Below are 18,224 nucleotides of genomic sequence, written 5' to 3'. Positions count from 1 at the left end.
TCGTTTCCGGCATCTTGCACTGTCTGACGTATCTTATCGTTACCCAGGAAGCCGCTATTGCACGCAGGGCAGAGTCATGCCTTGAGCAGCGTGGTCGATCGACCGTCGGGACGCTTGTCCAGGAGGAGACCCGAGAGCATGCGCAGTTTGCCCTCATGAGCGCGCGAGCGCGTTTTTCCCATGAATAGTCGCTCGCAGGGAGCCTGTGTAATTCCTTTGGCGTAATCGACATTGTCGAGAGACATCTTTGTCATCAGGGGCAACCGCTCAGTTTGTGTTAACCGTGCATGTCTTGGGAATTGAAATGAATCAGCGCGTCTGGAAGCCGCTGTTAGTCGGTATCGAACGTGCCGCATGTAAATGCGACGCCGATTATAGCCTTCTTTGCGCGACGCTTTCCAAGGTTGTGGCGTTGCGGATCGCGGTCTCTCGTTTTTGCTGTCCATCAGGCTTCAAGAGGTCTGAAGCCATGAAGGGACGTCGAATGTATCGGTTTCGGTACGTTGCATCGATCACTCTCGTCCTTGAAGTGACATGCGGCTGATGCCGACCTGACGATCGGTACCTCCTGGCAGTCAATGCAATGCATTGGCCGAAGACTGGCGGTTTTTGATTTTCTGCCATGACTGTCGGCAATCAGCGGCAGGCCATTTTTATCCAGACAGAGGGTTTTAAAGGGATTTTTGCCAGAACCTAGGTATCATGACGCCGACACAAAGACCCATACAAGGAGCGAAGGACAAAAGCTTCGGGGTCGAAGCATTGTGTATCTGAGCGTTTCAATTTTGAGTCTATGGGCAATAGTTTTTCTCGGTTTCAGGAGCTTGAAGGGGTGTTTGATACGTTTATGGATAATATCAGAGCAGTTTTGTTAGCCCTTCCTCGCCGACGCAAGCGGGTCTTGCAGGTAATTGCCGATGTTTTTCTGGTCTGGCTTTCTCTGTGGATGGCGTTTGTCGTACGTCTGGGAATAGACGAACTCAACAGTCCCATTCAACAGCACCTCTGGTTGTTTTTCAGCGCCCCCGTAGTGGCTATTCCCCTCTTCATTCGATTCGGCATGTATCGCGCGGTCATGCGTTATGTCGGTAACGACGCACTGATCGCTATCGTTAAAGCGGTGACGCTTTCCTCGCTTATTCTCGGCGTAGTGGTCTACTGGTACAGCAATCATCAAACCATCGTGCCCAGATCCATCATTTTCAATTACTGGTGGCTCAGTCTTGTGATGATCGGCGGCCTGCGCGTTGCGATGCGACAGTATTTTTCCGGCGACTGGTTTGTCGCGGCTCAACACGTTCCATTTGCCAATATCGACGATGGCTTGCCACGGGTCGCTGTCTATGGCGCCGGCGCAGCAGGCAACCAGTTGGTCGCTGCCTTGCGCATGGGGCGTGCGATGCGTCCGGTAGCGTTCATCGATGACGATGGCAGTATTGCCAGCCGTGTGATTGCAGGCTTGCAGGTTTTCAAGCCCAAGCATATTCAGCAAATGATCGATACGACTGGCGCTCAGGAAATTCTGTTGGCGATCCCTTCCGCCAACCGCGGCCGGCGTCGTGAGATTCTCAGTTATCTGGAAAAGTTTCCCCTGCACGTTCGCAGTGTTCCGGGATTCATGGATTTGGCCAGCGGACGCGTCAAGGTCGATGATATCCAGGAGGTGGATATCGCGGATCTGCTGGGGCGCGATGCCGTGCCCGCCCAGGATGATCTGCTGGAGCACTGCATCACTCGCCAGGTCGTCATGGTAACGGGCGCCGGTGGATCAATCGGCTCTGAACTGTGCCGTCAGATTCTTGAGTTGCAGCCGACCACTCTTTTGTTGTTCGAACACAGCGAGTTCAATCTCTACAGTATTCTTTCCGAGCTGGAGCAGAGGATCTCTCGCGAATCCCTGTCTGTGAAACTGCTTCCGATCCTCGGTTCCGTCCGGGATGAAAACAAGCTGCTCGACGTGATGAAAACCTGGCATGTCGATACGGTTTACCATGCCGCAGCCTACAAACATGTACCGATGGTCGAACACAACATCGCCGAGGGCGTGTTGAACAACGCCATTGGCACCCTGAACACCGCGCAGGCTGCCTTGCAGGCGGGTGTTGCCAATTTCGTGCTCATCTCTACAGACAAGGCCGTACGCCCAACCAACGTGATGGGGAGCACCAAGCGCCTTGCGGAACTGACGCTGCAGGCACTCAGTCGTGAGAAAGCCCCGGTGCTGTTCGGTGATGAGGCGTGCGTGTCTCAAGTCAACAAGACCCGTTTCACCATGGTGAGATTCGGTAACGTACTGGGCTCCTCCGGTTCGGTGATCCCGCTTTTTCACAAGCAGATCAAGTCGGGTGGGCCGCTCACCGTTACGCACCCGAAGATCACACGCTACTTCATGACAATCCCTGAAGCTGCCCAATTGGTCATCCAGGCGGGTTCGATGGGGCAAGGGGGGGATGTCTTCGTCCTCGACATGGGAGAGCCGGTGAAGATCGTTGAGCTGGCGGAGAAGATGATTCACCTGTCTGGTCTCAGCGTGCGTTCGGAAAGAAACCCGCACGGTGATATCGATATCGAGTTTTCCGGCCTGCGTCCGGGAGAAAAGCTCTACGAAGAATTGCTGATCGGCGACAACGTGTCAGCGACCTCTCATCCAATGATCATGACTGCCAACGAAGACTATCTGGACTGGGATCTGCTCAAGGAAAAACTGAATCAGTTGCTGGTTGCGATCGAGCGGGACGACTACTCGCGAGTCCGTCAGCTCCTGCGTGAAACGGTCAGTGGCTATTCTCCGGATGGTGAAATCGTCGATTGGATTTATCAGCAGCGCCGTCTGGAGCCCTGATTGTTTCACATCTGGTAACGAACGCATTTTTGACAAGCGCCCGGGATGACCTAGGTTTGGAGAGCAGCTACGGAAAAGCTGCTTTCCCAACTTGATCTCATGGAGCGTCACCTATGCGTACCGGCTTTTTCTACTCCCTGGTATTTGCCCTTCTCACCAGCACCTCGATCGCCGTGATTGCTGCGCCAGCAGTAGCTCCGAACGTGGATGGAACACCGCTGGTCATCGACGTCAATGCTACGTCGCAAAACCTGAAAGTCGATCTCAACAACGCCGATGCGGCCACTCTGCAGAAGGAACTGGCAGGCGTGGGCGAGGCCAAGGCGAAAGCGATTGTTGCTTATCGTGAAACAAACGGGCCGTTCGCGTCCGTGGATGAATTGCTGGAAGTGAAGGGGATCGGCAAGGCGATCCTGGATCGCAATCGCGACAAGCTGGAAGTGAACTAAGCTGATTGTTCAACGCCAAGGGGCCGGTCATTGACCGGCCCTTTTTGCTTCCCGCTTCCTTCAAGCGTCGCAAGAGGGCGACAGCCTTTCCGTCGGAAAATAGAAAATTACGGCTATCATATTGGTTTAAGATTATGCCTATAATAATTTCAGTAGCCACTGAAGCCCTCTGCTTTTCAGCGGTCGCTCATTCCTCACGCATTCCAGGAGTATCGTCATGAATTCCCCGAAATCCCAAGGCACGGCGCTGGTCACTGGCGCTTCTTCCGGCATTGGTGCGGTGTATGCCGAGCGGTTGGCGGCACGTGGTTTTGATCTGTTGCTGGTGGCTCGCGATCAGGAGCGCCTGGAGTCCGCGGCCAGCAAACTGCGAGACGCCCATGGCGTACAGGTCGAAGTCCTGAAGGCCGATCTGACGCAAAAGGATGAAGTGCTCAAGCTTGAGCAGCGTCTGCGCAGCGACTCCAGCATTAGTCTGCTGGTCAACAATGCGGGGGTAGCGGTCAACGGATTGCTGGCGAACGCCGACCCGGACGAGCTGGAAAAACTGATTCAGTTGAACGTGACGACCCTGACCCGGCTGGCAGCCGCAGCCGCCTCGGCGTTCACCCGCGCCGGGCGCGGCACGATCATCAACATTGCGTCGGTGGTTGCCCTGTTTCCTGAGCGTTTCAATGCCACCTACAGTGCCAGCAAGGCTTATGTGTTGAGCCTCACCCAAACGCTTAATGCGGAACTGGAAGGCACCGGGGTCAAGGTGCAAGCGGTATTGCCCGGTGTGACCCGCACCGAAATCTGGGAACGCTCCGGATTCGATGCCAGCGGCATTCCCGCGGAAATGGTCATGGAGGCGGGTGAGATGGTCGATGCCGCGCTGTCCGGTCTGGATCAGGGCGAGCTCGTCACGATTCCTTCGTTGCCCGATGCGGGCGAGTGGCAAGCCTTCGTTGCCGCCCGTCATGTGATGGCGCCCAATCTGTCCCACAGTTCAGCGGCCAGCCGTTACAAGTAAAAGTCTTTTGAGTCACGAGAGGTCAACCCGATATGGATCAGCGTCGAGTAGTTGTCACGGGTATGGGCCTGATATCGCCCTTGGGAAGCGGCGTCGAAGTCGTCTGGCAGCGCCTGCTGGCCGGGCATTCGGGTTTGCGAAACTTGCCGGAAGCGGTGATTGCCGATCTGCCGACCCGGGTTGGCGGTGTGGTGCCGACGATGGAGGAGGACGCCGAAGCAGGTTTCGATCCGGATCGCGCCACGCCGCCCAAAGAGCAGAAGAAAATGGACCGTTTCATTCTGTTCGCGATGGAGGCTGCGCGTCAGGCGCTTGAACAGGCCGGCTGGCACCCGACCGAGCCCCACGCTCAGGAGCGCACGGCCACCATCATCGGCTCCGGTGTCGGCGGCTTCGGCGCGATCGCCGATGCGGTGCGCACCACTGACAGCCGAGGCCCGCGACGCTTGTCGCCGTTCACCATTCCCTCGTTTCTGGTCAACCTTGCGGCGGGGCATGTCTCGATCCAGCATGGTCTGAAGGGGCCGCTTGGTGCACCGGTCACCGCGTGTGCCGCCGGTGTGCAGGCGATCGGTGACGCGGCGCGGCTAATTCGTGCCGGTGAGGCCGATATTGCAGTGTGCGGCGGTGCCGAGGCATCAATCGATCGAGTCAGCCTCGCCGGATTTGCGGCGGCGCGGGCCTTGTCCAGCGGCTACAACGACACGCCTGAACGCGCTTCACGCCCGTTCGACAGCGGCAGGGATGGTTTCGTGATGGGCGAGGGGGCCGGGCTGCTGGTGATCGAGTCGCTGGAGCACGCACTGGCGCGCGGCGCACAGCCGTTGGTCGAACTGGTCGGCTATGGCACCAGCGCCGATGCCTATCACCTGACCGCCGGGCCGGAAGACGGTAGCGGTGCGCGACGGGCGATGACTCTCGCGCTGGCCCAGGCCGGTATCACGCCGGATCAGGTGCAGCATCTGAACGCCCATGCGACTTCGACGCCGGTGGGCGACCTCGGTGAACTGGCGGCGATCAAGTCGGTGTTTGGAACGCAAAACTCCATCGCCGTGACCTCGACCAAATCCGCGACGGGGCATTTGCTCGGTGCGGCGGGAGGTCTGGAGGCGATCTTCACGCTGTTGGCGATCCGCGATCAGATCGTTCCGCCGACTCTCAACCTGGAAAATCCCGATCCGGCCAGCGAAGGCGTGGACATCGTCCACAGTCAGGCGCGGTCGATGCCGATCGAGTATGCGTTGTCCAACGGGTTCGGCTTCGGTGGAGTCAATGCCAGTGTGCTGTTCAAACGCTGGCAGGCTTAGTCTTCCGAGCGTTTGAGGTGTTCGCGGGTGACGTCGAGGATCTGTTGCGCAAAATCGGCATCCGCAACACTGCGTGATAGCAGGAGCGCCCCTACCAGCGTTGACATGATGACGATGCTGCGTTGGGCGGCGTTATCGCCTTCGAGCGTGCTCTGGATCTGATCCAGGCGCGCCTTGAGCACTTCATCGCTGGTCGGGCTCGGCTGGCCGCGTAGCCCCAGTTCCGAAGAAATGGTCAACAGCGGGCAGCCTTCATGAGGGGAGGTCTGGTGCCATTCGGAGAGGTACGTCTCGATGAAGGCTTCCAGTGGTTTTTCCTGGGCGAACAGCTCCTCGCACAAGCCCGCAACCTGATCGCCAGCCGCTTGCAGGGCTTTTTCAACCAACTCGTCCTTCGATTTGAAATGCGAATAAAAGCCGCCATGGGTCAGGCCCAGCGCCTTCATCAATGGTTGCAGACCGGTTGCACCAATACCGTCCTTGCGAAACCCTCGGACGCTTCCTTGATGATGCGCTGATGGGTCTGGGCTTTATGATCCTGCGAGTAACGCATTTAAACTCTCCGCAACAAGACCGCCATCTTAACCAATGCAAATTGAATGGTGACTGTACTTCTACTTCTAAAAAAACTGTCGGTGACTCCGATATGTTCGTAACAGCCGCCAACGGTTGGCACGGATAGTGGTTGCAGCTTGCAAAGTTGCCATCGCTTGAGGAGCAGAAGAATCATGTACAAAGACTACCCGGCCGCCTATCAGGTCAGCAAAGGCTCGGCGTTGCAGGTCGATACACCTTTCTACGAACGGATTCGCGACCGCAAGGACGGGCGCACGCTGATCGAGCAATTCGAGGTGCCGATCCGCACCGGCCGCGCCTGGCACGTGCCGGCGGGGCATGTGTTTCGCGTCACCACACCGGTCGGGCCCCAGGTGGGCGATTTCAATGTGTGGAACGCACACGATCCGCGCGAGCGGATGTGGGCGGCGCGCACCCGGCAACTGCAGGGCGCGCATGTCAGCACTCATGACCGGTTGTGGTCGAACCTGCCTTTTCTGCGTCCGCTGGTGACCATCACCGATGACAGCCTGGCCGGCTACGGCATCGACGAGCACGGAGGGCGCTTGCACGATTTGCTCGGCACGCGCTGCGATCCCTATGTGAACAAAATGCTCACTGGCGAGGATTTCCACCATCACTGCCATTCCAACCTGACCCGCGCCGTACTTCCACACGGTCTGACCGAGTTCGATGTGCATGACGTGCTGAACATCTTTCAGTGCACCGGCCTGAATCACGATGACCTGTATTTCATGAAGGCCTGCCCGGCGCAGAAGGGCGATTATCTGGAGTTCTTCGCCGAAATCGACTTGCTGTGCGCGTTGTCGACCTGTCCAGGTGGTGACTTGTCTTTGGCGATGTGGGGGCCGGACGCGCAGGATCCGCTGACCGTGTGCCGCCCGCTCGGGGTGGAAATCTATCGTCTGGACGATGAGTTGCTCGAAGGCTGGAGCCAGCCGGAGCGCGCGGCGTACAAAGGCCTGCATGGCTTGCACATCGCGAAGGCCGAGTGGGAAAAATAATCGCTACAAAAAACAAACCCCGCCGATTCAGGCGGGGTTTTTCGTTCAGCGGTCCTGCGCGTCCTTGATGTCCGCTTCGGCATTGCGTTCAGCGACACGCTTGCGTTGTTCATCGGTCAGTTCGACCTTGTTGGCGGTGTCACGCAACATCATCAGACCGCCGACGATCGAGCCGATTGCAACGACCAGAATCAACCAGGCATACCAGGGCATAACGGCTCTCCTTAAAGGCAGGTCGACGGGCGAGGGTTTCGCCGTGCAACGCTGCATACCACTTTGAGCGAAGTGCATTCGCAGTGGTTCCATTCTAGGCCGGTTATGCCCGTCGCGGTTTACAGTCCGGTGAGCATCGCGTCTGCCGGGGCGTTGGCGCGCAATTGGCCGGTCAACAGGAAGTAGCCGAAACCGACTGCCATGAAGCCGAGGAAGATCAGCCCGATCAACGCATTGAACCAGGCCATCGCCACCAGGCACACCACGGCCAGCACCAGTGCGATCAATGGAATCAGCGGATAGCACGGCGCGCGGAAGGTGCGTTCCAGATTCGGTTCTGATTTACGCAGTTTGAACAGGCTGAGCATGCTCATGATGTACATCACGATCGCACCGAACACCGCCATGGTGATCATCGCGGCAGTGAGGGTCATGCCGCCGAGGTTGATCAGGCCGTCGCTGTAGATCGCCGCGATGCCGATCACGCCGCCGGCGATGATGGCGCGGTGCGGGGTTTGAAAGCGCGACAGTTTCGCCAGCGAAGCGGGCAGGTAACCGGCGCGGGCGAGGGCGAAGAACTGCCGCGAGTAGCCAAGAATGATCCCGTGGAAACTCGCCACCAGCCCAAACAGACCGATCCAGACCAGCATGTGCAGCCAGCCGGAGTTGTCGCCGACCACGGTTTTCATCGCTTGTGGCAACGGGTCGTTGATGTTCGACAGGGTCCGCCAGTCGCCGACACCTCCGGCGAAGAACATCACGCCCATCGCCAGCAATACAAGGGTCAGAATGCCGCTGATGTAGGCCTTGGGAATCGTGCGTTTCGGATCCTTGGCTTCTTCCGCGGCCATGGCCGCGCCTTCGATGGCGAGGAAGAACCAGATCGCGAACGGAATCGCCGCGAACATCCCGGCAATCGCCGGTGCACCGAAGATGTCCGAGCCGGCCCAGCCATTGAGCGCGAAGTTGCTGAAGCTGAAGGCCGGGGCGACCACGCCCATGAACACCAGCAACTCGGCGACGGCCAGGACGCAGACGATCAACTCGAAAGTCGCGGCCAGTTTCACACCGAGAATGTTCAGACCCATGAACACGATGTACGCGCCGACCGCCGCGTGTTTCGGGTCGAGGGCCGGAAACTGCACGTTCAGGTACGCGCCAATCGCCAAGGCAATCGCCGGCGGGGCGAAGACGAATTCGATCAGCGTCGCCAGTCCGGCGATCAATCCGCCTTTTTCACCGAAAGCCCGGCGACTGTAGGCAAACGGCCCGCCCGCGTGGGGGATCGCCGTGGTCAGCTCGGTGAAGCTGAAGATGAAACAGGTGTACATGGTCGCGACCATGAACGAGGTCACCAGAAAGCCCAGTGTTCCCGCGACGCCCCAGCCATAACTCCAGCCGAAATATTCCCCGGAAATCACCAGCCCCACAGCAATGCCCCACAGGTGCAACGTGCCCAGCGTGGGTTTGAGTTGTGTGTTCATGCGTTTGCTCCCTGAACGGTTTGGAAAGCTCGGGGAAGGGCGTGTGCAGTGGGCGTGCCATTTTGTATTGGCGGGTCGTAATGGGCTGAAAGCTGTCGTATCGGGGATGTTCGCGGCTCGATAGCCTTATTTGTGTGCGCCAGTCAGGTGCGCCGCCCGCCGAACGCCGTCGTAAAGAAGGCATAAACCCACTCTTTACGCTTTCTTTATGCCCCGCGCGCACCCTCGCTCTCGTTCCTTTACAGCCTCCTTTCCGACAATGCCTCCACACGCGGCAATACGCCGTAACACGGAGATCTTCCATGAGCGTTCTGGACGGGGTGTCACTGCTATTGGCAGTGGGGCTGTTCATTTATCTGTTGGTTGCGCTGTTGCGCGCGGACCGGACTTAGGAGCGGCTATGCACAGTTATGACTATTGGCTGATCCTCGCATTCTTCGCGGTGGTCTTGCTGCCGGCGCCGTTCCTCGGGCGCTTCTACTACAAGGTAATGGAGGGCCAGCGCACCTGGCTGACGCCGATTCTCGGCCCGGTCGAGCGCGGCTGTTACCGCATTGCCGGCGTTAACCCGCAGGATGAACAGAGCTGGCAGAAGTACACGCTGGCGCTGCTGGCGTTCAACCTCGCCGGTTTCCTGCTGCTGTTCGCGATCCTGCTGTTTCAGGATCACCTGCCGCTGAACCCGCAAAACCTGCCGGGCCAGGAGTGGACCCTCGCGTTCAACACCGCCGTCAGTTTCATGACCAACACCAACTGGCAGGCCTACAGCGGCGAAGCGTCGCTCAGCTACCTGAGCCAGATGGTCGGGCTCACCGTGCAGAACTTCGTCAGCGCCGCCACCGGCCTCGCCGTACTGGTTGCGCTGTGCCGTGGCATCGGGCGCAAATCCACCAAGACCCTCGGCAACTTCTGGGTCGACATGACCCGCGCCACCCTCTACGGCCTGCTGCCACTGTGCCTGCTGCTGGCGCTGTATCTGGTGTGGCAGGGCGTGCCGCAAACCTTCGCGCAATACGTGAATGCTGTGACGATGCAGGGCGTTGACCAAGTCATCCCGCTCGGCCCGGCCGCCAGCCAGATTGCGATCAAGCAACTGGGCACCAACGGCGGTGGTTTCTTCGGCGTCAACTCGGCACATCCGTTCGAGAACCCGACCGCGTGGAGCAACCTGTTCGAAGTCGCCTCGATCATCCTGATCCCGGTGGCGCTGGTTTTCACCTTCGGCCACTACGTGAAGGACCTGCGCCAGAGCCGCGCCATCATCGGCTGCATGCTCGCGCTGTTCATCATCGGCGGCGCCACTTCGCTGTGGGCCGAGTATCAACCTAACCCTGCCTTGAACAATGTCGCCGTCGAGCAGACCGCGCCGCTGGAAGGCAAGGAAGCGCGCTTCGGCACCACCGCCACCGTGCTCTGGTCGGTGACCACCACCGCGGCGTCGAACGGTTCGGTCAACGGCATGCATGACAGCCTCAACCCGCTCAGCGGCATGGTCGCGCTGGTCAACATGATGGTCGGCGAAGTGATCTTCGGCGGCGTCGGCGCGGGGCTCTACGGCATGTTGCTGAACGTGCTGATCGCGGTGTTCCTCGCCGGCCTGATGATCGGCCGCACCCCGGAATACCTCGGCAAGAAACTCCAGGCCCGTGAAGTGCAACTGCTGGTCGTCACCCTGCTGGTGATGCCGGTCGGCGTACTGGTGCTCGGCGCGGTTGCCGCGAGCCTGCCCGGCCCGGTGGCGGCGGTGAGCAACCCCGGCCCGCACGGTTTCAGCCAGTTGCTCTACGCCTACACCTCGGCCAGTGCCAACAACGGTTCGGCGTTCGGCGGCTTCGGCGCCAACACCGCGTTCCACAACCTGATGCTCGGCCTGGGCATGTTGATCGGTCGCTTCGGCTACATCCTTCCGGTACTGGCTTTGGCCGGCAGCCTGGCGATGAAGAAAACCGCACCGATCGGCCAGAACAGCTTTCCGACCCACGGCCCGCTGTTCGTGACCCTGCTGACCGTGACCATTTTGCTGGTGGGCGGCCTGACCTTCTTGCCGACCCTGGCGCTCGGCCCGATTGCCGAACACCTGAGCATGGGCTTCTAAGGAATCCATCATGAATATGCATGTTCCAGCTTCAAAACCAGCGACAGCTGCCAAGTCGGCTGAAGCTCCGAAAACCGCGATCAGCGCCCTGTGGCGTCCGGCGCTGGTGCAAGCGTTCGTCAAGCTCGACCCGCGCCAGTTGCAACGCTCGCCGGTGATGCTGGTGGTCGAACTGACGGCGATCCTGACCACCGTGCTGTGCTTCATTCCCGACAGCAGCGTACCGACCTTCGTTGCCGCGCAAATTGCCCTGTGGCTGTGGTTCACCGTGCTGTTCGCCAACTTCGCCGAAGCGCTGGCCGAAGGTCGCGGCAAGGCCCGCGCCGACAGCCTCAAGGCCGGCAGCGAGGGCCTCAGCGCCCGACGCAAACTGGCCAACGGCAGCTTCCAGGTCGTACCGGCCACCAGTCTGCGCAAGGGCGATGTGGTGCGCGTCGAAGCCCGGGAAATGATCCCCGGTGACGGCGAGGTCATCGAAGGCATCGCGGCGGTCAACGAAGCGGCGATCACCGGTGAATCGGCGCCAGTGATTCGCGAGTCCGGTGGCGACCGTTCCGCCGTCACCGGCAACACCCGGCTGGTGTCCGACTGGCTGCTGGTGAAGATCACCGCCAACCCCGGTGAATCGACCCTCGACCGGATGATCGCGTTGGTCGAAGGTGCCAAACGCCAGAAGACCCCGAACGAAGTGGCGCTGGACATCCTGCTGATCGGCCTGACCCTGATCTTCCTGCTGGTGGTCGTGACCCTGCAGCCGTTCGCCCACTTCGCCAACGGCAGCCTGCCGCTGGTGTTCCTGGTGGCGTTATTGGTCACGCTGATTCCGACCACCATCGGCGGTCTGCTGTCGGCGATCGGTATCGCCGGGATGGATCGTCTGGTGCGCCTGAACGTGATCGCCAAGTCCGGTCGCGCGGTGGAAGCGGCGGGTGACGTGCACGTGTTGCTGCTGGACAAGACCGGCACCATCACTTTCGGTAACCGTCGTTGCAGTGCGGTATATGCCGCGCCGGGCGTGAATGCCCGTGAGCTGGCCGAAGGCGCACTGTTCGCTTCGCTGGCCGACGAAACCGCCGAAGGCAAGTCCATCGTCGAGTACCTGCGCGGCACCAATCCACAGCCGGAACCTTCGCCGGAAACTCTGACCGCCGTACCGTTCAGTGCTGAAACCCGCTTGTCCGGTGTCGACTATCAGGGCCGTGTATTCCGTAAGGGCGCGGTGGATTCGCTGTTGGCGTTCCTCGGTCAACAACGCAAGGATCTGGCCCCGGCGCTGTCCCGGGAAATCGACAAGATTGCCCAGAGCGGCGGCACGCCGTTGCTGGTGTGCGCCGACGGAAAACTGCTCGGTGCGATCCACCTGAAAGACGTGGTCAAGCCAGGCATCCGCGAGCGTTTCGCCGAGCTGCGCAAGCTGGGGATCCGCACGGTGATGGTCACCGGCGACAACCCGCTGACCGCTGCCGCGATTGCCGCTGAAGCAGGCGTCGACGATGTGCTGGCCGAGGCCACGCCGGAGAAAAAACTCGCCCGTATCCGTCACGAGCAGAACGACGGTCGTCTGGTCGCGATGTGCGGCGACGGCGCCAACGATGCCCCGGCGCTGGCCCAGGCTGACGTTGGCATGGCGATGAACGACGGCACCCAAGCCGCGCGCGAAGCGGCCAACATGGTCGACCTCGACAGCGACCCGACCAAGTTGCTGGACGTGGTGCAGATCGGCAAGGAATTGCTGGTGACCCGTGGCGCGCTGACGACCTTTTCCATCGCCAACGACGTGGCCAAGTATTTCGCGATCCTGCCGGCCCTGTTTGCTGCGATCTACCCGCAACTGGGTGTGCTGAACATCATGCAGTTGAGCAGCCCGCAGAGCGCGATCCTGTCGGCCATCGTCTTTAACGCTTTGATCATCGTGGTGCTGATTCCGTTGGCCCTGCGTGGTGTGCGGGTGCAGGCAGCGAGCGCGGCGGCGCTGCTGCGTCGCAATCTGCTGATCTATGGCCTGGGCGGGATTCTGGTGCCGTTCGTGGGTATCAAGGCGATCGACATGCTGCTGACGGCGTTGCATCTGGTTTGAACCTGAACAGCGGTGTGCCGGGCACACCGCTTCAAGCACGAATTCGAGGATTTTGAAATGTCCACAATGTTACGTCCGGCCCTGAGCCTGCTGGTGCTGATGACCCTGATGACCGGCGTTGCCTATCCGCTGGTAGTCACGGGCGTCGCGCAAGTCGCCTTCCCCGAGCAGGCCAACGGCAGCCTGGTGCGCGACGCCGAAGGCAAGGTGCGCGGCTCGTCGCTGATCGCCCAGGATTTTGTCGGCGATGCCTGGTTCCATCCGCGTCCATCAGCCGGTGCCTTTGCCACCGTGTCGAGCAGTGCGAGCAACCTGTCGCCAAGCAATCCGGCGCTGGCCACTCGGGTGATCGATGACGCCAACAAACTGCAGGTGCCCGGCCAGGGCCCGGTGCCGCTGGCGCTGGTGACCACCTCCGGCAGTGGCCTCGATCCGCACTTGCCACCGGCGGCGATTGCCTATCAACTGGCGCGTGTTGCGGCAGCGCGCAATCTGCCGGTGGCGACCTTGCAGCAGTTGCTCGACGCGCACATCGAACAGCCTCTGGTGGGTCCGCCGGTGGTGAATGTGCTGGCGCTGAACATGGCGCTGGAAAAGCTGTGAATCGCGATCACATCAGGAAGAGAGAGCTTCAAGCATGAGTGACTCCGGCCGCGCCGACGCGCTGTTAGCAGAACTGCCCCGCGACGGACGCGGCCGGCTCAAGGTTTTTCTCGGCGCAGCGCCGGGTGTGGGCAAGACTTACGCAATGCTGCAGGCGGCCCATACCCAGTTGCGCCAAGGCGTGAAAGTCATTGCCGGCGTGGTCGAAACCCACGGCCGCGCCGAAACCGAAGCGCTGCTTGGCGGCTTGCCGCAGTTGCCGCTGGTGCGCTCGGAATATCGCGGCGTGACGCTTGAAGAAATGGACCTCGACGGCCTGCTCGCGGCCAAGCCGAAACTGGTGCTGGTCGACGAACTCGCCCACAGTAACGCCCCCGGCAGCCGCCACGCCAAACGCTGGCAGGACATTCAGGAACTGCTTGCCGCCGGCATCGACGTGTACACCACGGTCAACGTCCAGCACCTGGAAAGTCTCAACGATCAGGTGCGCGGCATCACCGGTGTGCAAGTGCGCGAAACCCTGCCGGACTGGGTGTTGCAGGAAGCCTACGAACTGCTGCTGATCGACCTGCCACCCCGCGAACTGCTCGAGCGCCTGCGCGAAGGCAAGGTCTACGTGCCGGAGCAGGCACGCGCCGCGATCGATGCATTTTTTACCCAGACCAACCTCACCGCGCTGCGCGAACTGGCGATGCAGACCGCTGCCGCGCAGGTCGATAACGATCTCGCCCAAGGCTATCGCCAGCTCGGTCAAGCCGCGCCGGCGGTACGTGGGCGCTTGCTGGTCGGCGTCGATGGCGATGCCCAGGCGGAACGGCTGGTGCGTCACGCCAGTCGCGTTGCCCAGCGCCGACATTTGCCGTGGAGTCTGGTGCACGTCGACAACGGCAGCGTGCGTGACGAGCAATCGCGTCTGCGCCTGCAAAGCGCCCAGCAACTGGCCGAACGCCTCGGCGGCGAAGTGGTGCTGCTGCGGGCCGGTGAAGTGGCGAAAACCCTGATCCAGCATGCGGCGGAACGTCGGGCGAGTCTGGTGCTGGTCGGCCAGTCGCGGCCGCGTCTGCGCAGGCGTCTGTTCGGTGGTGGGCTGGCGGCGCGTTTGCTGCGTCAGGCCCATGGTCTGGAAATCAACGTGCTGGACAGTGATCAGGAACAGCATCAACCGCGCCCGCGTGTAGCGCCGACGCTGGTGTGGTTCGACTATGCGCTGGCGCTGGTGGCGACAATTCTGGCCAGTGCGCTGGCGTGGGCGGTGTCCAGCGTGCTGCCGCTGCCGAACATCTCACTGGTGTTTCTTGCGGCGGTGTTGCTGGTGGCGGTGCGCAGCAGTCTCGGCCCGGCGCTGGCCTGTGCGGCGCTGTCGTTTCTGACCTATGACTTTCTGTTCATTCCGCCGAATTTCTCCTTCAGCATCCAGCGCGAAGAAGACGTGCTGACGTTGCTGTTCTTCCTGCTGATGGCGGCGCTCACCGGTAACCTCGCGGCGCGTCAGCGGCGGCAATTGCAGGCACTGCGCGATACCCAGGAAGAGACCACCGAGCTGCTCGACCTGTCGCGCAAACTCACCGCCGCCACCGACCGTCAGGCCGTGGTCAGCGCCGCAGCCCAGCACCTCAATGGCTGGAGCGATCTGCAACTGTGCCTGCTCAATCGTGACGGGCAGGGCGGCTGGAAAGTCGAAACCGGCGGGCCGCTGCAATTCACTGAATCCGAACGCGCCGCCGCCGACTGGGCCTGGCAACACGATCAGCCGGCGGGCATGGGCACCGGCACGTTGCCGTTCGGCCGCTGGTGGTGGTGGCCATTGTCGGTGGAAGACGGTCCGCTGGCGCTGCTCGGTGTGTGCGCCAAAGAGGGCCAGACCCTGAGCGGCCAGCGCCGTCGCTTGCTGACCGCGTTGAGTCAGCCTTTGGCTCAAGCATTGGCCCGTGCGCAACTGGCCGATGACCTGGAAGCCGCGCGCCTGCACGGCGAAACCGAACAACTGCGCAGTGCCTTGCTGGCCTCGGTGTCCCACGATCTGCGCACGCCGCTGACCTCGATGCGCGGCAGCATCGACAGCCTGCTGGCGCTCGGCGAAGCGATCCCGCTGGAGGATCGCCGCGAGCTGCTCGAAGGCACCCGCGATGAAGCCGAGCGCCTCGACCGCTACATCCAGAACCTGCTGGACATGACCCGTCTCGGCCACGGCGCCCTGAAGCTGGCGCGGGACTGGGTGTCGCCGGCGGACATCGTCGGTAGTGCGCTCAATCGTCTGCGAGCCGTATTGTCGTCGTTGCAAGTGAGCACTGATGTACCGGCCGAGTTGCCGCTGCTGTATGTGCATGCCGCGCTGATCGAACAGGCGCTGGTCAACGTGCTGGAAAACGCCGCCCGATTCTCGCCGTCCCAAGGCCGTCTGCAATTGCGCGCCGGAGCGGATGACAGCGAGGTGTTTTTCTCGGTGAGCGATGAAGGGCCGGGGATTCCGGTGGATGAGCGGGCGAAGATTTTCGACATGTTCTACACCGCTGCCCGAGGTGATCGGGGCGGGCAGGGGACGGGGTTGGGGCTGGCGATCTGTCAGGGCATGGTCGGTGCCCACGGCGGGCGGATCAGTGTCGGCGACGGCATCGACGGGCGTGGCACCTGCATCACCCTGCACCTGCCGTTGCAGACGCAACCGGGGATGGACGGTGAAGCCTGATCCGCGCTGCGCTACTCTCTTGCCACTCTTTTGTGTTGATGTGAACTCATGAGCCAGACCGCGACCATTTTGGTCATCGATGACGAACCGCAGATCCGCAAGTTCCTGCGCATCAGCCTCGCTTCCCAAGGCTACAAAGTGCTGGAGGCCGGCACCGGCGCCGAGGGCCTGGCCCAGGCGGCGCTGAACAAACCGGATCTGCTGGTGCTCGACCTTGGCCTGCCGGACATGGACGGCCAGCAAGTGCTGCGCGAGTTTCGCGAATGGGCCACGGCGCCGGTGCTGGTGCTGTCGGTGCGCGCCAGTGAAGGGCAGAAAGTCCAGGCGCTGGATGGCGGCGCCAATGACTACGTGACCAAGCCGTTCGGCATTCAGGAATTTCTCGCTCGGGTGCGTGCGTTGCTGCGTCAGGCCCCGGCCGGAGAAGCGCAGCAGGCCGCGTTGAATTTCGGCCCGCTGACCGTGGACCTGGCGTATCGCCGGGTGTTGCTCGACGGTGTCGAAGTCGCCCTGACCCGCAAGGAATACTCAGTGCTGGCGCAACTGGCGCGGCATCCGGGGCGGGTGATCACCCAGCAGCAATTGCTCAAGGACATCTGGGGTCCGACTCACACCGAGGACAGCCACTACTTGCGGATCGTGGTCGGGCATCTGCGACAGAAACTGGCGGACGACCCGACCCGGCCCCGGTTCATCGTGACCGAGGCGGGCGTCGGTTATCGGTTGTTGAGCGAGAGCAGCCTTTAGTTCTGCTCGCTCTCGTAGCGGTCGAGGGTATCCCGGGCAATCTCGCGACCCAGCGCGATCAGCTCCGGCGCCTTGTAGAACTCGAAGAACCGGCACACCCGTTTCGGCACGTTGATCAGGATGTCCGGCGGATACCCGGCGATCTTGTACTGCGCCAGCGAGGTCTGCATCACCTCGAAACTCTGGTTGATCAGGTCGAGCAATGACGCCGGCCCGACGTTATCGATGATGAATGATCCGGTGGCGGATTTCGGTGCGCCGTCGCGCTCAGGGGCGGCGGCCGGTTGCTGGGTTTCCGGCTCGGCGCCTTCGACCCACGGATTGATGTCCGCCGCTTCGGCACGCAGCGCTTCCTGTTCCAGCATCAGCAGTTGCTCGGCCTGTTTGCGGCGGAACGGCATCTTCGAGCCCAACGAATTGATCAGGCTGTCGAAGCGCGTGCGGAACGCGGCGGGCCGCTGGATCACCGGCAGTTTGTAATGGCGCTGGTTGGTCGAGTTGAGATTGACCGCGATGATCAGATCGCAATGGCTCGACACCACCGGCACGATCGGCAACGGGTTGAGAATGCCGCCGTCCACCAGCATCCGGTTGCCTTGCATCACCGGGGTGAACAGGCTGGGAATCGCCGCCGAGGCGCGCATCGCCTGATGCAGGCAGCCTTCCTGGAACCAGATTTCCTGTTGATTGGTGAGGTCGGCGGCTACGGCGGTGTAGGGGATGCGCAGGTCTTCGATGTTGATCTCGCCGACGATCTTGCGGATCTGGCCGAAGACTTTTTCGCCACGGATCGCACCGAGTCGGAAACTCACATCCACCAGGCGCAACACGTCGAGGTAATCCAGGCTTTCGATCCAGTTGCGGTACTCGTCGAGCTTGCCGGCGGCGTAGATTCCGCCGACCACGGCCCCCATTGAACAGCCGGCAATACAACTGATGTCATAGCCCCGTCGTTCGATCTCTTCAATGACCCCTATATGGGCATAGCCCCGGGCGCCACCGGAGCCCAGCACCAGTGCGACACGCTTTTTCATCCAACTTCCTCCCGACAAGGTTGCACAATGCACCCATCGAGGGCCGGGCTTCAATCGCCGGGGTCGCTCGGGGCGGCGATGGCGTCGTTTTTTCG

The 18,224-nt window shown here is 61.2% G+C and carries 14 protein-coding genes and 1 pseudogene; 11 read left to right on the top strand and 4 right to left on the bottom strand.

What is annotated here, in order from left to right:
* Nucleotides 1-847: 847 nt before the first annotated feature.
* From L6D82_RS13960 to fabF, 4 genes are all read left to right on the top strand, one after another.
* Nucleotides 848-2,842 (top strand): polysaccharide biosynthesis protein, encoded by a 1,995-nt coding sequence (locus L6D82_RS13960; RefSeq protein ID WP_085744993.1) that lies wholly within the window; start codon nucleotides 848-850, stop codon nucleotides 2,840-2,842.
* A 113-nt stretch (nucleotides 2,843-2,955) separates the two neighbouring features.
* Nucleotides 2,956-3,291 (top strand): ComEA family DNA-binding protein, encoded by a 336-nt coding sequence (locus L6D82_RS13955; protein WP_085744992.1) that lies wholly within the window; start codon nucleotides 2,956-2,958, stop codon nucleotides 3,289-3,291.
* Between the two features lie 217 nt (nucleotides 3,292-3,508).
* Nucleotides 3,509-4,303, top strand: a complete 795-nt coding sequence (locus L6D82_RS13950) for an SDR family NAD(P)-dependent oxidoreductase (protein WP_085744991.1) — start codon at nucleotides 3,509-3,511, stop codon at nucleotides 4,301-4,303.
* Nucleotides 4,304-4,335: 32 nt separating this feature from the next.
* On the top strand, nucleotides 4,336-5,610 hold the full coding sequence (gene fabF / locus L6D82_RS13945; protein WP_236189700.1) for a beta-ketoacyl-ACP synthase II: 1,275 nt from the start codon (nucleotides 4,336-4,338) through the stop codon (nucleotides 5,608-5,610).
* Here fabF and L6D82_RS13940 read toward each other — a convergent pair.
* Nucleotides 5,607-6,163 (bottom strand): annotated as a pseudogene (locus L6D82_RS13940) (TetR/AcrR family transcriptional regulator). The gene fabF and the pseudogene L6D82_RS13940 sit on opposite strands and share 4 nt — an antisense overlap.
* A gap of 175 nt (nucleotides 6,164-6,338) precedes the next feature.
* Between L6D82_RS13940 and L6D82_RS13935 the strand changes: the two are divergent.
* On the top strand, nucleotides 6,339-7,190 hold the full coding sequence (locus L6D82_RS13935; RefSeq protein WP_102717105.1) for an urea carboxylase-associated family protein: 852 nt from the start codon (nucleotides 6,339-6,341) through the stop codon (nucleotides 7,188-7,190).
* A gap of 45 nt (nucleotides 7,191-7,235) precedes the next feature.
* Here the strand turns inward: L6D82_RS13935 and L6D82_RS13930 are convergent, their stop codons facing one another.
* Both L6D82_RS13930 and eat read right to left on the bottom strand, forming a co-directional pair.
* Entirely contained in the window at nucleotides 7,236-7,403 is a 168-nt protein-coding gene (locus L6D82_RS13930) for a DUF2897 family protein (RefSeq protein ID WP_007950938.1), read from the bottom strand.
* A 119-nt stretch (nucleotides 7,404-7,522) separates the two neighbouring features.
* Entirely contained in the window at nucleotides 7,523-8,887 is a 1,365-nt protein-coding gene (gene eat / locus L6D82_RS13925) for an ethanolamine permease (protein WP_085607188.1), read from the bottom strand.
* A 302-nt stretch (nucleotides 8,888-9,189) separates the two neighbouring features.
* On the opposite strand from eat, the gene kdpF reads away from it, so the two are divergent.
* Genes kdpF through L6D82_RS13895 form a run of 6 tightly spaced genes read left to right on the top strand, consistent with a single transcriptional unit; the run spans nucleotide 9,190 to nucleotide 17,095 of the window.
* Nucleotides 9,190-9,279 carry a K(+)-transporting ATPase subunit F gene (kdpF, locus tag L6D82_RS13920; protein WP_007950940.1) on the top strand — a complete coding sequence of 30 codons (90 nt, stop codon included), beginning with the start codon at nucleotides 9,190-9,192 and terminating at the stop codon, nucleotides 9,277-9,279.
* A gap of 8 nt (nucleotides 9,280-9,287) precedes the next feature.
* On the top strand, nucleotides 9,288-10,982 hold the full coding sequence (kdpA, locus tag L6D82_RS13915; RefSeq protein WP_236189692.1) for a potassium-transporting ATPase subunit KdpA: 1,695 nt from the start codon (nucleotides 9,288-9,290) through the stop codon (nucleotides 10,980-10,982).
* A gap of 10 nt (nucleotides 10,983-10,992) precedes the next feature.
* The gene (kdpB, locus tag L6D82_RS13910) at nucleotides 10,993-13,059 is read left to right on the top strand and encodes a potassium-transporting ATPase subunit KdpB (RefSeq protein ID WP_373870906.1); all 2,067 of its coding nucleotides are present in this window, start codon (nucleotides 10,993-10,995) and stop codon (nucleotides 13,057-13,059) included.
* A 57-nt stretch (nucleotides 13,060-13,116) separates the two neighbouring features.
* On the top strand, nucleotides 13,117-13,662 hold the full coding sequence (kdpC, locus tag L6D82_RS13905; protein WP_085744987.1) for a potassium-transporting ATPase subunit KdpC: 546 nt from the start codon (nucleotides 13,117-13,119) through the stop codon (nucleotides 13,660-13,662).
* Between the two features lie 34 nt (nucleotides 13,663-13,696).
* Complete coding sequence (locus tag L6D82_RS13900; protein ID WP_236189684.1) at nucleotides 13,697-16,348, top strand: sensor histidine kinase; 2,652 nt, start codon at nucleotides 13,697-13,699, stop codon at nucleotides 16,346-16,348.
* 48 nt (nucleotides 16,349-16,396) lie between these two features.
* Nucleotides 16,397-17,095 carry a response regulator gene (locus tag L6D82_RS13895; RefSeq protein ID WP_236189682.1) on the top strand — a complete coding sequence of 233 codons (699 nt, stop codon included), beginning with the start codon at nucleotides 16,397-16,399 and terminating at the stop codon, nucleotides 17,093-17,095.
* On the opposite strand, the gene L6D82_RS13890 is transcribed toward L6D82_RS13895, so the two are convergent.
* On the bottom strand, nucleotides 17,092-18,129 hold the full coding sequence (locus L6D82_RS13890; protein WP_085607182.1) for a patatin-like phospholipase family protein: 1,038 nt from the start codon (nucleotides 18,127-18,129) through the stop codon (nucleotides 17,092-17,094). The two genes, L6D82_RS13895 and L6D82_RS13890, sit on opposite strands and share 4 nt — an antisense overlap.
* Nucleotides 18,130-18,224 lie beyond the last annotated feature (95 nt).

This window comes from Pseudomonas paraglycinae (genome assembly GCF_021601625.1).
Taxonomy (GTDB): domain Bacteria; phylum Pseudomonadota; class Gammaproteobacteria; order Pseudomonadales; family Pseudomonadaceae; genus Aquipseudomonas; species Aquipseudomonas paraglycinae.
The sequence above is the reverse complement of the archived record's forward strand: the minus strand, read 5'-3'. Positions and strand labels throughout refer to the sequence as shown.

Excerpts from the sequence above, each read along its gene's own strand:
- L6D82_RS13960 (WP_085744993.1), top strand. The coding sequence starts at position 848 with ATGGATAATATCAGAGCAGTTTTGTTAGCCCTTCCTCGCCGACGCAAG.
- L6D82_RS13955 (WP_085744992.1), top strand. The coding sequence starts at position 2,956 with ATGCGTACCGGCTTTTTCTACTCCCTGGTATTTGCCCTTCTCACCAGC.
- L6D82_RS13950 (WP_085744991.1), top strand. The coding sequence starts at position 3,509 with ATGAATTCCCCGAAATCCCAAGGCACGGCGCTGGTCACTGGCGCTTCT.
- fabF (WP_236189700.1), top strand. The coding sequence starts at position 4,336 with ATGGATCAGCGTCGAGTAGTTGTCACGGGTATGGGCCTGATATCGCCC.
- L6D82_RS13935 (WP_102717105.1), top strand. The coding sequence starts at position 6,339 with ATGTACAAAGACTACCCGGCCGCCTATCAGGTCAGCAAAGGCTCGGCG.
- L6D82_RS13930 (WP_007950938.1), bottom strand. The coding sequence starts at position 7,403 with ATGCCCTGGTATGCCTGGTTGATTCTGGTCGTTGCAATCGGCTCGATC.
- eat (WP_085607188.1), bottom strand. The coding sequence starts at position 8,887 with ATGAACACACAACTCAAACCCACGCTGGGCACGTTGCACCTGTGGGGC.
- kdpF (WP_007950940.1), top strand. The coding sequence starts at position 9,190 with ATGAGCGTTCTGGACGGGGTGTCACTGCTATTGGCAGTGGGGCTGTTC.
- kdpA (WP_236189692.1), top strand. The coding sequence starts at position 9,288 with ATGCACAGTTATGACTATTGGCTGATCCTCGCATTCTTCGCGGTGGTC.
- kdpB (WP_373870906.1), top strand. The coding sequence starts at position 10,993 with ATGAATATGCATGTTCCAGCTTCAAAACCAGCGACAGCTGCCAAGTCG.
- kdpC (WP_085744987.1), top strand. The coding sequence starts at position 13,117 with ATGTCCACAATGTTACGTCCGGCCCTGAGCCTGCTGGTGCTGATGACC.
- L6D82_RS13900 (WP_236189684.1), top strand. The coding sequence starts at position 13,697 with ATGAGTGACTCCGGCCGCGCCGACGCGCTGTTAGCAGAACTGCCCCGC.
- L6D82_RS13895 (WP_236189682.1), top strand. The coding sequence starts at position 16,397 with ATGAGCCAGACCGCGACCATTTTGGTCATCGATGACGAACCGCAGATC.
- L6D82_RS13890 (WP_085607182.1), bottom strand. The coding sequence starts at position 18,129 with ATGAAAAAGCGTGTCGCACTGGTGCTGGGCTCCGGTGGCGCCCGGGGC.